Annotated in this window: 9 protein-coding genes; 3 read left to right on the top strand and 6 right to left on the bottom strand. The window is 41.8% G+C overall.

All coding sequences use genetic code 11. The features are described from left to right. Positions 1 to 7: 7 nt before the first annotated feature. The gene (gene yeiL / locus HPT25_RS05070; RefSeq protein ID WP_173060848.1) at positions 8 to 679 is read left to right on the top strand and encodes a transcriptional regulator YeiL; all 672 of its coding nucleotides are present in this window, start codon (positions 8 to 10) and stop codon (positions 677 to 679) included. Positions 680 to 710: 31 nt separating this feature from the next. On the opposite strand, the gene HPT25_RS05065 is transcribed toward yeiL, so the two are convergent. The 3 genes from HPT25_RS05065 to HPT25_RS05055 form a co-directional block, all read right to left on the bottom strand. Next, positions 711 to 3,269, bottom strand: coding sequence for a GGDEF domain-containing phosphodiesterase (locus HPT25_RS05065; protein WP_173060845.1), 2,559 nt, complete (start codon positions 3,267 to 3,269; stop codon positions 711 to 713). A gap of 2,174 nt (positions 3,270 to 5,443) precedes the next feature. Next, positions 5,444 to 6,325 (bottom strand): nuclease-related domain-containing protein, encoded by an 882-nt coding sequence (locus HPT25_RS05060; protein ID WP_312857269.1) that lies wholly within the window; start codon positions 6,323 to 6,325, stop codon positions 5,444 to 5,446. Between the two features lie 289 nt (positions 6,326 to 6,614). Then, entirely contained in the window at positions 6,615 to 10,271 is a 3,657-nt protein-coding gene (locus HPT25_RS05055) for an alpha-amylase family glycosyl hydrolase (RefSeq protein WP_173060839.1), read from the bottom strand. A 350-nt stretch (positions 10,272 to 10,621) separates the two neighbouring features. Between HPT25_RS05055 and HPT25_RS05050 the strand changes: the two genes are divergently transcribed. Beyond that, a complete protein-coding gene (locus HPT25_RS05050; RefSeq protein ID WP_173070892.1) occupies positions 10,622 to 11,674 on the top strand; it encodes a LacI family DNA-binding transcriptional regulator in 1,053 nt (350 codons plus the stop codon). A gap of 143 nt (positions 11,675 to 11,817) precedes the next feature. On the opposite strand, the gene HPT25_RS05045 is transcribed toward HPT25_RS05050, so the two are convergent. The 3 genes from HPT25_RS05045 to HPT25_RS05035 form a co-directional block, all read right to left on the bottom strand. Beyond that, positions 11,818 to 12,636, bottom strand: coding sequence for an inositol monophosphatase family protein (locus HPT25_RS05045; protein ID WP_173060836.1), 819 nt, complete (start codon positions 12,634 to 12,636; stop codon positions 11,818 to 11,820). 59 nt (positions 12,637 to 12,695) lie between these two features. After that, positions 12,696 to 13,490, bottom strand: coding sequence for a TrmB family transcriptional regulator (locus tag HPT25_RS05040; protein WP_217269633.1), 795 nt, complete (start codon positions 13,488 to 13,490; stop codon positions 12,696 to 12,698). A 152-nt stretch (positions 13,491 to 13,642) separates the two neighbouring features. Beyond that, complete coding sequence (locus HPT25_RS05035) at positions 13,643 to 14,476, bottom strand: CPBP family intramembrane glutamic endopeptidase (protein ID WP_173060833.1); 834 nt, start codon at positions 14,474 to 14,476, stop codon at positions 13,643 to 13,645. Positions 14,477 to 14,665: 189 nt separating this feature from the next. On the opposite strand from HPT25_RS05035, the gene HPT25_RS05030 reads away from it, so the two are divergent. Continuing rightward, positions 14,666 to 15,805, top strand: a complete 1,140-nt coding sequence (locus HPT25_RS05030; protein ID WP_173060830.1) for a sensor histidine kinase — start codon at positions 14,666 to 14,668, stop codon at positions 15,803 to 15,805. The last annotated feature ends 6 nt before the right edge of the window (positions 15,806 to 15,811 follow it).

Here is a 15,811-nt window from a genome sequence, read left to right as displayed (position 1 = left end):
GTGAAAGATGGAAATTTATAAAAATAAGAAAAAGCAGCGCTATTTAGAAGAACACTCCATTGCCCATTTATTTTCTTTTCCGGTGGAAGAGTTGATCGAAGTGCATGAGTATAAACGGGATGAGTGGATTATTCAAGAAGGTATGCGGCCGGATTTTTTATTTTATGTCATGGAAGGAAAAGCGAAAATTTATGTAACGCACCAGAATGGGAAAGTTTCCTTGATTAATTTTATCAATGCCAATGACTATATTGGGGAAATGGAATTATTAAATGAGGTGTACTATACAAAAGGCATTCAAGCTTTGACGAAGACTATTTGCTTGGCTTTGCCGCTTCACCGCTGCCGTGATCAAATGCTGGAAGATGTGATCTTCCTAAGGGAACTGACCAAGTTCTTAAGTGTTAAAGCCACTCAAATGGCAGCAAAGTATTCGCAAAGTCTTGCCTTTCCACTTGAAAATCGATTGGCAGATTTCATTTTGCAAACAGCGGATGAAGAGGTCTATAAAGAAAAACACGTCATGGTTTGCGACTTTCTAGGAGTATCCTATCGCCATTTATTGCATGTCCTTGCGCAGTTCTGTGATAAAGGTTTTTTGCAAAAGGAAGGACGCAGTTATCGCATTCTGGAGCCAGGAGCACTAATTGAACTTGCCAAAATGCTAAAGAATGAATAACAGTGGAAAACAAAATACACCTGAAGATGATTCAGGTGTTGAAAGAGTCTTGTTTCATAATTTCATTAAATGGCAGTGGCGGGTTAAAATAGTAGCCTTGTCCGATATCGCATTCAAATTGTTTTAATAATTCCAGCTGTTCTAATGTTTCAATTCCTTCTGCCACAATTTCAAATCCTAAACTATGGCCCATAGTGATAATGGTTTTCACGAGTGAAAGAGATTTTTCATTATCGGTCATTTTTTTTACAAAAGAGCGATCTATTTTTAATATGTCGAGATCCATTTCATTTAGAATGCTTAAATTGGAATAGCCTGTTCCGAAGTCATCCATGGAAATTTTGATGCCCATTTCTTTCAGTTCTTTCACAATCTTTATGCTCGAAAACACGTCCTGCATGATACTTTCGGTGATTTCGAATTCTAATAAAGACGGATGGCAGTGAGTTTTTTCAATGATTTCTTTTGTGTTCTTCACGAAATTGACATCTGCAAATTGTTTTACTGAAATATTGATGGCGATGGGAAGTTGCCTGCCGAGTTCTTGTACTTTTTGACAAGCTTCTTCTAAAACCCATTCACCTAATTTGGCGATTAAACCAGTTTCTTCGGCTATTGGAATAAAATCATTTGGCGGGATCATGCCCATTTCCGGATGATTCCAGCGGATTAATGATTCATAGCCAATGATTTGATTGGTTTTAAGATCTATTTTGGGTTGGAAATAAAGAATAAATTGTTTTTCCTTCAATGCCTTTCTCAATTCTCTTTCAATCACACTACTTCTATTTATTCTTTCTCCGATGGATGTGTTAAAAAACTTATAATTGTTTTTACCGCTTTCTTTGGCGAAATACATGGCCAAATCAGCTGCTTTTATTAATTCTTCCGTATTACCTCCGTCATGTGGAAAGACACTTATTCCGATACTCGGGGTTGTGAATACTTCGATTTCATCTAAAAATATACTGTCTGAAAACTTTTCAATGATATTTTGTGCAATGATTTCTGCTTCGGAAGCGTTCGTTTTGTTTAACGCAATGACAAATTCGTCCCCTCCGTATCGAAAAACCAGTTCTTTGTTGTTAACACAGGATGCTAAAATTTCAGAGGCTTTTTGGAGCATTAGGTCTCCATACTTATGGCCTAACGTATCATTAATATTCTTAAACCGGTCAAAGTCAATGAATAAAATAGATAGAGAATCTTTTATTGGATTTAGGACTTGTAATTGTTCTTCTAAATATCTATTAAGAGAATTTCGATTTAAAAGGCCTGTTAATGTATCGTGAAAGGCCATATTTTGCAGCTCTTGTAACACTATATTTAATTCATTTTCCACTCTTTTTTCGTTTGTGACATCGATGATGGTTCCAATGATCGCTTTTTTATTGTTGAAGGTTGTAACAACTGACCTAATTTCAACGTCTCGTATTTCTCCTGATTTCGTTTTTATTAATAAATCTTCCGTCAAGGAATGGGTCTCCGTGTTAAGCAATCGTTCAATATTATTAGCTGCAAGAGCATGCTGCTTTTCAACAAACAATTCAAGGACATCCATCTCGAGCACTTCTTCCCGCGAGTATCCAAGAATTCTTTCTACTTCTTTGTTGATATACGTGATTTTTCCATCTGCGTAAATATAGACTCCGACCAGTGATTCTTCTGAAATACTGCGATATTTCTCTTCCGCTTCTTTCAATTTCAATTTCATTTTTTTCTCTTTGGTGATATTTTTCAATACCACCAATATCGTTTCTTCGTCATCATAAATCGTTTTAATCCCTGTTGATTCCACGTCAACAATAGATCCATTCGTTCTTTTTAATTTATATTCATGGTAGGGCAAGGCGTCTTGCTCTCCTAATAATAATTGATTGATATTTTGCTGTTCTTCAGGAAAAAAGGTATTCACTTTTTTGCCGATCACCTGTTCCAACGAATCGGCCCCAACTAATTTTAAGCCTTCTTTATTCATATTTAAGATTTCATCATTTTTTAAAATCATCATGGCAATAGGGGAAACCTCAATTAAATTTTTATAATTAATATCCTGTTCCTTTTGCTTTGTGATATCGATGGTGACACCACTGATTTTGATGAATTTCCCAGTCTTATCAAAAACAGGGTCAGCCATATTTTGGATCCATTTTATTTTCCCGCTTTGATCCACAATTCGATACTGTGCGGAAAAGCTTTTACCCTGAAGTGTTTCTTTTTCAAATTCCTGAGCAATTTTTGTATCCTTTTTGTAAACGGCCTTCAACCATAAGAGACCATCATTTAGAAAATCCTTACTGCTAAATCCATATATTTGTTCGCAGCCGCTGGATACAATGGCTGAGTTGGTTTTGCTTTCCCATTTCCAAAGCATAATATGATTGTTTTCAAAGAGGTCTTTTAATTCATTGGCGTAATATCGTGCTTTATCATACTGGAGCCCAAAGAAATACATGGGGATCAGTATTAGAACTGTCAAACTTATTTCGAAGGAAGTGACCTGATTATGTTGTTGTATATCTAAAAAAGTAAAAATAAATTCGCAAATTATGACGAATAAAATGGCAATTGTTCTTCCTTTATAACCCATAAAAATATTCCCTTCAAGAAGATGTATTAAATAATGTGCTACTTGTTAGTTTAAACATAAACAATATGGTTTATTACGGGTTAGGTGAATTGGACCAATGTCCTAAACAAGGTCGGGTACGGACAGCTAGCAGAGGAAACCGAGTTGCCATGTCTGAATAGATGGCGGATACGGACAGCAAGGAGGAGAAACCGAGAGTCCCAGTCCGAATAGATGCTGGATAAGGACAGCTAAGAGGAGAAACCGAGCTGCCCATTCCGAATAGAAGGCGGATAAGGACAGCAAGGAGGAGAAACTGAGTGTCCCAGTCCGAATAGATGCTGGATAAGGACAGCTATGGGGAGAAACCGAGCCGCCCAGTCCGAATAGAAGGCGGATAGGGACAGCAGGGAGGAGAAATCGAGCGCTCCAGTCCGAATAGATGCTGGATAAGGACAGCTAAGAGGAGAAACCGAGCTGCCCAGTCCGAATAGAAGGCGGATACGGACAGAAAGGAGGAGAAATCGAGCGCTCCAGTCCGAATAGATGCTGAATAAGGACAGAAAGGAGGAGAAACCGAGCCCACCAGTCCGAATAGAAGGCGGATACGGACAGAAAGGAGGAGAAACTGAGTGTCCCAGTCCGAATAGATGCTGGATAAGGACAGCTATGGGGAGAAACCGAGCCGCCCAGTCCGAATAGAAGGCGGATACGGACAGCAGGGAGGAGAAATCGAGCGCACCAGTCCGAATAGATGCTGGATAAGGACAGCTAAGAGGAGAAACCGAGCTGCCCAGTCCGAATAGAAGGCGGATACGGACAGAAAGGAGGAGAAATCGAGCGCACCAGTCCGAATAGAAGGCGGATACGGACAGAAAGGAGGAGAAATCGAGTGTCCCGGTCCGAATAAATGCTGGATAAGGACAGCTAAGAGGAGAAACCTAGTTGCCCAGTCCGAATAGAAGGCGGATACGGACAGCAGGGAGGAGAAACCGAGCCGCCCAGTCCGAATAGAAGGCGGATACGGACAGCAGGGAGGAGAAATCGAGAGCACCAGTCCGAATAGATGATGGATAAGGACAGCTAAGAGGAGAAACCGAGCTGCCCAGTCCGAATAGAAGGCGGATACGGACAGCAAGGAGGAGAAATCGAGCGCACCAGTCCGAATAGATGCTGGATAAGGACAGCTAAGAGGAGAAACCGAGCTGCCCAGTCCGAATAGAAGGCGGATACGGACAGAAAGGAGGAGAAATCGAGCGCACCAGTCCGAATAGATGCTGGATACGGACAACAAGGAGGAAAAATCGAGCTGCCCAGTCCGAATAGAAGGCGGATACGGACAGCAAGGAGGAGAAACCGAGCGTCCCAGTCCGAATAGAAGGCGGATACGGACAGCAAGGAGGAGAAACCGAGCGTCCCAGTCCGAATAGAAGGCGGATACGGACAGAAAGGAGGAGAAACCGAGCGCACCAGTCCGAATAGATGCTGAATAAGGACAGCAAGGAGGAGAAACCAAGCGTCCCAGTCCGAATAAAAGGCGGATACGGACAGCAAGGAGGAGAAATCGAGCGCACCAGTCCGAATAGATGCTGAATAAGGACAGCAAGGAGGAGAAACCAAGCGTCCCAGTCCGAATAGAAGGCGGATACGGACAGCAAGGAGGAGAAATCGAGCGCACCAGTCCGAATAGATGCTGAATAAGGACAACAAGGAGGAAAAATCGAGCGCACCAGTCCGAATAGAAGGCGGATACGGACAGCAAGGAGGAGAAATCGAGCGTTCCAGTCCGAATAGATACTGGATACGGACAGCAAGGAGGAGAAACCGAGCGCACCAGTCCGAATAGATGCTGAATAAGGACAGCAAGGAGGAGGAGAAACCAAGTCGCCATTTTCGAATAGAAGGTGGATACGGACAGCAAGGAGGAGAAATCGAGCGTTCCAGTCCGAATAGATACTGGATAAGGACAGCTAAGAGGAGAAACCGAGTGTCCCAGTCCGAATAGATGCTAGATACGGAAAGCTAACAGGGGAAGCAGAGAAATCCAGTCCGAATTGTTTCCAATTTCAAACAGGGGCAATTCATATAAAAACAGTATCCTGGCTAAATACAAATGACCTTCAGACAAGATAAAACCAATTAACTAAAGCAGTCAAAGAGCATCGAAGTTAGATAACTTTTAAAACTAATATAGATTATTTATAATAAGTATCCAATGTTTTTCCAACCGAGGTATAGTTTTTCTTTAAAACTCTGCGAAATGTCTTCTTACTTAAATCTACATTGCACCACTCATAGAGACTTTGGGTAGTTAGTTTTCGTTCAGGAAATAGCAATTGAAATTCCTTTGCGTTCCGCAAAATAGCATGCTCGATTCTTTCGAGCTCACCGCAATTTCCGCATACAAAGTCATAATATTTTACGGACATCATAAAGGATTTGCACGTTTTGCAATAAATGCCCTTTTGCAGCTGTTCATATTGGTATGCAGGGATTACAGCAAATCGATTTTTAGTATGATGAATTGAAATCAATGTTTGAGCTAGTCTTCTATGCCCTTCATTCAATGTAGAGGGAGTTTTATTTAAATCATTTATAAAACGATTGATCTGATTTGGTAAAATTATAGGCATATTCATTGGAGCTTGATATAAGGTGAAATTAGAGTTGATAAAGATAACGGAGGCTTCGACTAGGTAATTAAGTTTGAGGTTTTGGAGAAATTGTCGAAATAGATTAGCACTTCTATTTAATGAAATAACAGGATTTTTATATTCCCGTCCGGTTTTTACGGAACGCAGCTCATCGCCTTCTATGTAACAATCATCTTCATAATTTTTTATATCCAAGAGATGAATGACTGCCTGTGAAATCATAACCGTATCAATTTGGAAAAAGGAGTTGTTTACTTCAAGAAGTAAATCATTTAAGATATACCTTTCTTCCTGAATATTTTCAGCCAGATTATCAAATTTCACTTCTCCCTCGTAGCCTTTTTCAAGGTTTTGGTAGTTAAACCTTTCTTTTGGAGTTAACGCCATTCGGGTGTTTAAATAGCGCATCTTTACTAATTCCACTGATTCAGTTCTGCACTTAAGAAACATAAGTCACTTCCTTTCACGATTAATAAGCTCATTTTATAGCAAATCATCAAGAATCCAGTGAAAAAATATGAATATTTTGTTAACAATTTAGGAACGGATAACAAAAGGAGATTAGGATCACGCCCAATCTCCTTTATAAGAAAATTGCCATTCCAAGTTACTTAACTCTGGCTTCAACTGTCCCTGTCTAGAAATACCATTTGTCTCTTTATTGTAGCCAAGGTGCTTTTTTCGTTATAGAAATTTCATTTTCGTTACCCTGCTACTCTTTTTTTACCGAATCCCCTTTAACAGTGACGGTACATGTTGCGGTAATGCCGCCGTCCACTGTTGTGACAGTGATGACCGCCTTGCCTTCCCCAACACCTGTTACGATTCCGTTCGCATCCACTTTTGCTGCTTTTTCGTTATTAGAGGACCAAGTGACTGCTTTTACGGTTGCATGGATTGGTGTCACATTTGCAATCAGGGTGATCTGGTGGCCGACACCTAATGTTACTGCAGGATTGATAGTCACACCTGTTGGCTCAATACGATCGGGAACGATGAATTTAGCATCAAAGGCATCCTTTAAACTCTCTGTATTTACATGTACAGAGGAATATTTCGCCATTAGAATGATACCGGATTGCGCTGGAACATCCACTGTTACGGTCCCCCGTTGAACTGTATATTTTTCACTTTTATTTAAAGCGTTGACCAAGGTGGTTCCATCTGGAATAGAAGAAACCTGAAGCTTGAGGCTGCTAATAGTGGTTGCTGCTCTGTTGGCCACTACTACAGCATGATTCTTATCATCATTTCTCGTATAGGCAAGAACATCCTTGGTATAGCTGCTGTCTACTTGAAGCGGCACGATGTCGCCAGTTCTTAGGACTGGATAGGCATTTCGGATGTTTGCTAGCTTTGCATACCACATAACTAAATCTTTATTTCCTTTCCCCCATGTCATAGGTCTTCGGCAATCTGGGTCGGTTGCGCCCGGCATGCCGATTTCATCCCCGTAATAAATCGTAGGGGCTCCTGGATAGGTCATTTGGATGAAAGGAACCAGCTTCATTTTGGCAAGTGCAGCTGATGATGGAGCGGAAGCAACAGCATGATTACTGCCAATGCCGTCCAAATCGGAAATGATTCTTTCCGTATCATGAGAGTCTACTAGATTCATAAGGGAAAGAAAGGCTTCTTTTGGATATTGTTCTCGCATTTTTTCTAAATCGTTCATAGCTGTCAAAGCATCTGCAGAGCCTGTAACGAATTCCTGAACTGCACCTCGGAAGCGGTAGTTCATGACGGAATCGAACATGTTCCCAAGAAGATATTTAGAGGAATCTCCCCAAATTTCACCGATGATGACATCATCAGAATTGATAGCCTTCACAGCAGGTCTAAAGTGCTTCCACGTATCGTCGGAGACGCTGTCAGCCGCATCCAATCTCCAGCCGTTTGCTCCTTTTTGCAGCCAATACTTCGAATCCGCATTTGGTCCGTCCAATACTTCATTTGCCCATGAGGTAACAGTGTATTCTGAGTTATTTAAAGCTTGAATTTCTGGTAAACTTTCATTTCCGTTCCAGCCCCCGTAATAATACACTTCTGTATTTGGGACATCTATGGAAGGAACTTTTTTATTTTGAATCAGGAACCAGTCTTTATAGTGGAAATCTGTGATGCCTTGCGCCTTTAAGGTTTGCTGAACTTTCTGTTCTGCATGGGCTTGGGTCATGCCGCCGTTTGTATTCAATAGGTCATATACCCGTGACCAATATTGGTAGGCGCCGATCGGTTTGTCTGCCTGTACATATTTTCCATAACGGTCAAAATAAATGGAATCATCAGAGACATGGTTAAAGACGCCATCAAGAATGAGGTGCATCCCCATTTTGTGGGCGGCAGTGACAAGGTTTACATAATCATCCATATGGCCGAGCATTGGATCTATTTCTGTATAATTTCTTGTATCGTATTTGTGGTTGGAGCTGGATGCGAAAATAGGGTTTAGATACAGGGTATTAACCCCTAATGCCTTTAAATAGTTCAGCTTGTCCTGGATTCCCTTCAGGTCCCCGCCAAACACATCATTATTGAAAATGCCGTCTCCAATATTCGCTTTATAGTTTGGATCCACGACTGTTTTTCCGTTCGCGTCCTTTGTGAATTCTATGGCAGGATCTTCAGGGATGGAATACCAATTCTTCTCGAATTCGTAAGGGGTGCTTCCTCTGGCAATCTTTTGGGCAAAATCATTGCTTGTATCCCCGTTGAAAAATCTGTCAGGGAAAATTTGATAAATCACAGCGTTCTTCAGCCAATCAGGTGTTTTAAAGTTTTGATCATAGACATTCATGTCGTACTTGCCGACTTTCCCAAGATCTCCAGCCATACCTGGGCCATAATAACCGTCATCATCCCCATAGGCTTTCACATCAGAACCGTTTGTCACAGCAAAATAATATTGGTACAAGCCTAACGTGTCGCAGGAATAGTCTGCGGTCCATCTGTCATACTGATGGTTCGTATCCTTATTAAACGTTCCGTTCTTATGCATATCGATCACTTGCGTACCGGATGGTGTTGTTAAGACTAAAAATGCCTTTGTTAAATCATCCTTTTTAGCGCGGAGGTTAAAGGTAACCGTGTTGCCAGTCGGAACGGCGCCGTAGATGCTCTTAAATACTGAATCCTTGGAATTAAAATAAAGATCGGCCGTACTGACTTTGATGTTTGAAAGGTCGTTAAAAACAATGCCGGTCGCAATATCATAGCTGATCGTTACATTTTTGGCCGTATCCACAGTAAATGGATCCATTTTTACCGTCTTATTTCCGTCCTTGATCACTAGGTCATTATAATTTCCTGCTGGAAGATGGATCACTGTGCTGTAAACACCTGTTAAGTTATAGTCCATAAGAGTCGGATTTGTTGTAAGGCCAGTTCCGGATAACACAGGGGCTGCTGCAGTGTACGTGGTGGAGTCAACGATTAAATGTGTGGTATCTGAGTAGTAGAAAGTGACATCTTCTGTCTGTGGAACAGTTAATGGGATATTCCCGCCATTGCTGGCACCATTGGCACCATAGTTCTCAGCCCATGAGCCGCCCAAAGCTACTTTGTATTGATAGTTTCCTGACGGGATATTTTTTAAGGTGATTTTATATAACCCGTTTCCTTGATATAGCATTCTTGTTACCGAAGAAGCAGGGTCCCAGGCTGCTTTTTGCACGATTGATTGGATGTCGCCAACCAGAACGACTTGTTTTCCGCCAGGCTGCTCTGTCAGAGTCTGAACGATGGTTGCGCCTTTTGTTACTTTAACCCCGTCTTTTTCACCTGTGATGGTAATGGGGAGACTGCTGACTCCATCCTGAAGCTTATTGGCTGTCAAGACTCCGTTGGCATCAATGGTTGCGGCATTGCTTGGGGAAACGCCCCATGTAACGCCGGTCAATGTTTCATCTGTTCCATCAGCCTTTAGCCCTAAAGCTGTTACATTAGTGGTTGCGCCTTGCTGGATCTGGCTGTCGGCTGTAATGGCGTAGAATCCAGGAACATACACAATAGAATTGCCGCTCATTTGATTTGGATTCTGAGGGTCTGTAATCCAATTGCTTCCGTTTAGAACAAATTTATATTGGTGCTTCCCTGGTGATAAGGCGGGGGTCGTGAAGCTCCAAAGATTAGTGGCATCTTTGATCATTGGATTGGCCGTTAAACTCCAGCCATTCATATCACCGGCTAAATGAACCGATGTTGTCGAGGTGTCACCTTGATATTGAAACGTAACGGTTCTGTCAGCATTTACTACAGGACCAGTATTTACTAGTGTATCTGCTTTTGAGGTCATTCCAAAAGGTGAGACTAAGCTTAGTAAAAGCAGCAAAATGGAAAACCAACTGATTGTTCTTCCGTTTTTTCGCAACTTTATTTCCCCTTTACTTAATTATTAGTAGATCCTTGCCTATCAGACCTTATCTCTATGAACCCTCCTTTCATCTGCTTCTATTTTAGGAAAACGTTTGCATAAAATAGGACAAAAGTTAGTGGTTTTTCTTTGGTAGCGGGAGTATATTTGTGCAAACGATTTCACGAAATAATTTCATTTTTAATTATATTCCTTTCTTGATAGATATCAATAAAAATATGGATAGGAATCTGAATTTTATGAAAATAGTCCGTGGGACAAGCAAATAATTTATATAAAGCGATGTCTTTTACATTAAAATAAAAGATATCTACTACTATTTTTTTTTTAGAGGGGAGGGAAGGACCATAGCGATTACGATAAAGGATGTGGCTAAACATGCTAATGTCGCTCCATCAACGGTTTCCAGGGTGATAGCTAATAGCTCTCGAATCAGCGAGGACACAAAAAGAAAAGTACGGAAAGCAATAGAAGAATTAGGATATCATCCAAATCTGAATGCCAGGAGCCTTTCCAGTCAATCAACCCAAACGATTGGACTAGTCATGCCCAGTGCAAGTGATGTTGTCTTTCAGAACCCCTTTTTTCCGACCGTATTACAAGGGATCAGTGAAGGGGCCGGTAAAGAGAACTATTCCCTGCAAATGACCACTGGTAAGTCTGAAAAAGAGACGTTTGAAGGGGTCGTCAACATGGTGCAAGGAAAAAGGGTGGATGGAATGATTCTGCTTCATTCAAAGGTAGAGGATAAAATGATCAATTATTTAAAGAGAAGGGATTTCCCCTTCGTAGTAATTGGTAAGCCCTCCCAAAATGCTGAACAAATTACCCATGTGGATAATGACAATTTTCGGGCAATGAAGGAGGCTGCGGAATATTTACTTCAGCTTGGACATCAGAAAATTGCTTTTATTGGCGGGAGTAAGGACCTTATGGTTACAGTGGAACGCCTGTTGGGATATGAAACGGCATTAAGAAATGCCAATATCGCACTCAAAAGCGAATACGTCATACACGAGGAATTTTTAAGAGAAGGAGGTCAGGAAGCGGTTCGCGAATTAATGTCATTGGAAAATCCTCCAACGGCTCTTGTTGTGGCGGATGATTTTATGGCATTGGGTGTTTTAAATACTCTCGATGAACTAGGTGTCCTTGTGCCAGATGATCTTTCCATTGTCAGTTTTAATAATGTGCTTTTAGCAGAAATGGCTAAACCGCCATTAACATCAGTTGACATCAATATTTTTGAACTCGGTTGCCAAGCCGTAAAAAGCTTAATTCAAATGATTGAAAATAGCCATGAACCAGTGAAAAGAATCATTGTTGGGCATAAATTAATGAGACGTTCTTCGTGCAGTGAATGGAAGGGGGAAAAAAGCGGGCTAAGGGGGAATCGTTAAGGGGTTTGGATAAGTGACTGCGGGGAAAGTTAGAAACTATTAAAGTGGGAGCCTAGATTGGGACAGGCCGAAGTCAAAACTTCGCAGCTCCAATTAGACAATCGAAGTCACCCGCCCCGCCTAAACCGATCAGAAAGTAAACCTTAAACTGATGCTAACTCTCGAATCAACTCCGCTGATAGTGTTTGATTCGATGCAATGACGCCCCTTGATCCCCAAGTAAACGGACTGCCTGCTGAATCGGTTACCGTACCCCCGGCCTCTTGGACGATAAACGTTCCAGGCAGCCAGTCGTAATAATCTCCATACTCACTCCCGAATTCCCAATAGCCGTCAAGTCTGCCGCAAGCTACGTATGCTAGCTGCAGTTTAACTGAGCCCAGCATTTTTACAGCAAAAGTTTTCATCGTCAACCTAGCAGCAGACCTTATAGCGATATCAGCACACTCCGGTTCCTTTGCCGGAAAGGATGGCAGGGAGGTTGTGACGTAAGTGTCGCCCAATTTGGTTTTGGAGGCAACCTGAATCCGTTTATCATTTAAAAAGGCGCCTTGCCCCGTAACAGCATGAAACAATTCTTCACGCTCTGGATCGTAGACAATGGCCAAAACAGGGGTGCCATTTCGAATGAGACATAACGATAGTGAATAAAAACCGAAGCCCTGTATGAAATGAAGAGCCCCATCGATGGCATCACAGATCCAGTACTCTCCCCTGAATTCTGGCTGTTGCTGCTGTTCAGGCCGGAACTCGGAAGCTGACCAGTGAATAGAGGGGAATCGCCCAGCCAATGACTCTTTCAAAAAAGACTCTACGTGCTTATTGGCTTTCTCAAAAGTCTGAAAAGCTGCTTCTCTTGTGGAAGGAGGCTGGACACTTGGATTGCTATGGCATTGGGAATGAAGGCTGGTGCCGGCTTGACGGACGAGTTTTTGACAGAAAGACAGATCATTCAGATTCATGAAAAATACACCCCTTTTGGTAGTGTTTATAAATACTACTTTAAAATTCCCGAAAAAAATTATCTGATTAACCCTGAAGTTTTAAGCAAACGATCAACGATCTCTTTATAATGTTCACCATATTTAGCGCGAAGTTCTTCCGCGAAATCCCTTTCAATTTGTTCCATGACCGCATCGTGATAAAAAGCATTTTTTAACATTTCACTAACAGCTGGATGGCTGGTTTCCAAAGCTGTCGACTTGATATCACCGCCGAAGCTGCCGATAATGGATTGATGGGAATCACATAGGACGGAGAATTTCCGTTCCTGCTCGCCCGGCCAATTCTCGTCCCGGCTATGCTCTATTACCTGCTTCAAAAGGGTATTGCATTGGCCTATGGTAATGACCGTGATCTTTACACCGCGTTGTTCTGCATCCAGCAGGGCATCTTCCACCCTCTGAAGATCCTCTGACCAAATATCGACCACAATCGAGGTCTCTGCGTTCGCGATGACCCGCTGAATCGCCTTCTCCAGTTGACGGTCGCCTTGAAGGTTATAAAAAGCAGGGATTTTACTAGGCCTAACTTCCAGTGAGGTGAGTAGCTGCTTCGCTGTCAGTTCAAAATCCTGCTGAAGAAATTTGATTAGTTGGTTTGCGGGGACAGCATCGTAATGTGTAGGATCGCCCTCTATGACGCGGCAAACGCCCTTGTCTGTTAATGACCGCAGTGCTGCATAGACGTTTGAACGTGAAACTGATACCCGCTTTGCAACTTCGTAACCAGACAGCCCTGGATCTTCCAACAATGTCAAGTAGCAGCGAGCTTCCAGATCGGACAAACCGATTTTTTTTAATAACTCGATTTCCAAATCAGTGACCTCCTCCTATAGTAGTATGAATAAATACTACTATATAAAATATGGTAAATCAAGGGATTTTGTTTGTGGAATGAGCCCATTCTAAAACGTTATTTTCTACCGCCTCATTTGTACGTTGGATTTTATCAAAATAACCATTACATTCAGCTTCCTTTTATCCTCATGTAAGTTTTGTTGCCAGCCTCCGCAACATATGATTCGTTTTGAAACTGGCGAATAAACCAAAAGATGAAAACCGCGCCCAATATGAGACCCAGCAATCCTTCTCCATTAAATAACATGATATTTCCGTCGAACATTCCATGTTTGTTCGTATAAATATCTCCCAGCACGGATGTGTTCATCACGTTCCAAACAGAATGAAAAAACAGAACAGGAATGAGACTTCCCGATAAATAGAAGCAGTAGGAAAATGGAAAGGTAATGGTAAAAACACAACCTGTCTGAATCAAGCATATGAGCAGAGGATGGTCCATGCCGGTTGCTTTCGCCAGAAAGAAAACAGCCGGTGCATGGTACAATGCCCAAATCATACCTAGAATAATAGAAGCCTTCGTTTTCCCCCAGTGCTGGGTAAGCTGCGGAAGCAAATAGCCTCTCCAGCCATATTCTTCGCCAAAGACAGGGAACAGATTGACCAAAACGGTGATGGCCATGGTAATGAACATTTTCGCATCAGGCACTGTGTTCAATCTCCCAATCCCGATCATTTGTGCCAGGAAACCGCAAAGCAAAATAAATAAAAGGGGATATAGAATGCCAAACAGCCATGCCTTTACCGTCATTTTGGATTGAAAGCCTTTCAACCCTTTCCGTTCTAAAAGCTGAAACATAATAGCAACAGCTGCGGGGATCAACATAATGATTGAAAATGTTTTTAAGCCGATATTAGGGCGGATAAACAGTGCTGCTGTAACAGACCAGGTGATGACTAGGACTGTTATGGCGTATATCAGTCCATTATTTTTTCGAATCATACATGAAACACTCCCTTGGAATCTCTTTATGGCTCTATCGTATAGTTTTGCAGGCAGAGGAAAAAGACACTAAAGTCATCGGGCACCTATGACTTTAGTTATCAATTTGTGAATGACTTTCGCTATCTATTCCGATTTTTAGCAGAATAGTATAATGCAAGTAATAGATTGCAATGGATGTGATTTCAGTTGAAAAGACAGAACACAATAAAGATCATGGTGATTTTTCGGCTTATTCTGATATTGACGGCTTCGTTTGATATCATGATGCGCCCTTATTTTTCACTGCCCGTTAAGGCGGTATGTATCGCAGGGGTCATCATTTTGCATGTAAATGACTATATCAGAAATTATTTCCAACTATTTGAAAGGAATCGTATAATTTACTATATATCGATGGCGGTGGGGATTATTGGATCCGGTTTGTATTTGCTTCCATTTGATAACATAGCGCTTAATTTATATTTTATCTTTCCTATCGTGGAAATTTTTCTATACCGCCCCACGATTCAGGTTGGTCTGCTGATCCTACATATATTGGTATTTTTATTCGATATGGTTGTCCTTAAGGAAGGGATTGAAAAGGGATTGTTTCCTTATGTGGCTTTGCTGGCGATGGTTTACCTGTTTCGAATCAACAGCCGGGAGAAAGAAAAGGGGAATCTGCTCAATGTTGAATTAATGGAAGCCAATGCTAAATTGAAGGAAATTACCATTGTGAAAGAACGAACCAGAATTGCCCAGGAACTTCACGATTCCCTTGGCCATGGCCTCATTGCCTTAAAAATGCACCTTGAATTTGCGGAAAATATGTTGAATACCCATCCAGAAAAAGCAAAAGAAGTCATGAAAAAAGCGCTGGGCATTTCGCAAACTTCGATTGCAGATCTTCGCAAAGCGGTCGCAGTTTTAAAAGATGACCAAGCATGGAAAAACAATGTCAAGCTCCGTGATTCTTTAACTGATTTGATTGATAGCCTGCAAACGGCTGGGCGATTGCAATTTGAATGGTTCTGCGATGACATGGCGGAGTATGCAAGCCGGGACATTCAAAGTGCTGTGTATGAAACGGTGAGGGAGGCCATTACCAACGGGATTAAACATGGAAATGCCCGGACCTTTCATATCGATATTTTCGTTCATGACAAAAAGCTGCTAGTGAAGGTGGAGGATGATGGGGCGGGGTGCAGTGATATGAAAAAATCCCACGGCCTCCGCGGGATGGAGGAACGAATTCAGTTATGGAATGGAACCATCCATTTTGTGTCGGTACAAGGCCGCGGCTTTGCGGTGGAAGCGGAAATTCCATTTGTAACAAATGTGGAGTGATAATAA

It is taken from the genome of Neobacillus endophyticus, from assembly GCF_013248975.1.
Classification (GTDB): Bacteria; Bacillota; Bacilli; order Bacillales; family Cytobacillaceae; genus Neobacillus; species Neobacillus endophyticus.
The sequence above is the reverse complement of the archived record's forward strand: the minus strand, read 5'-3'. Positions and strand labels throughout refer to the sequence as shown.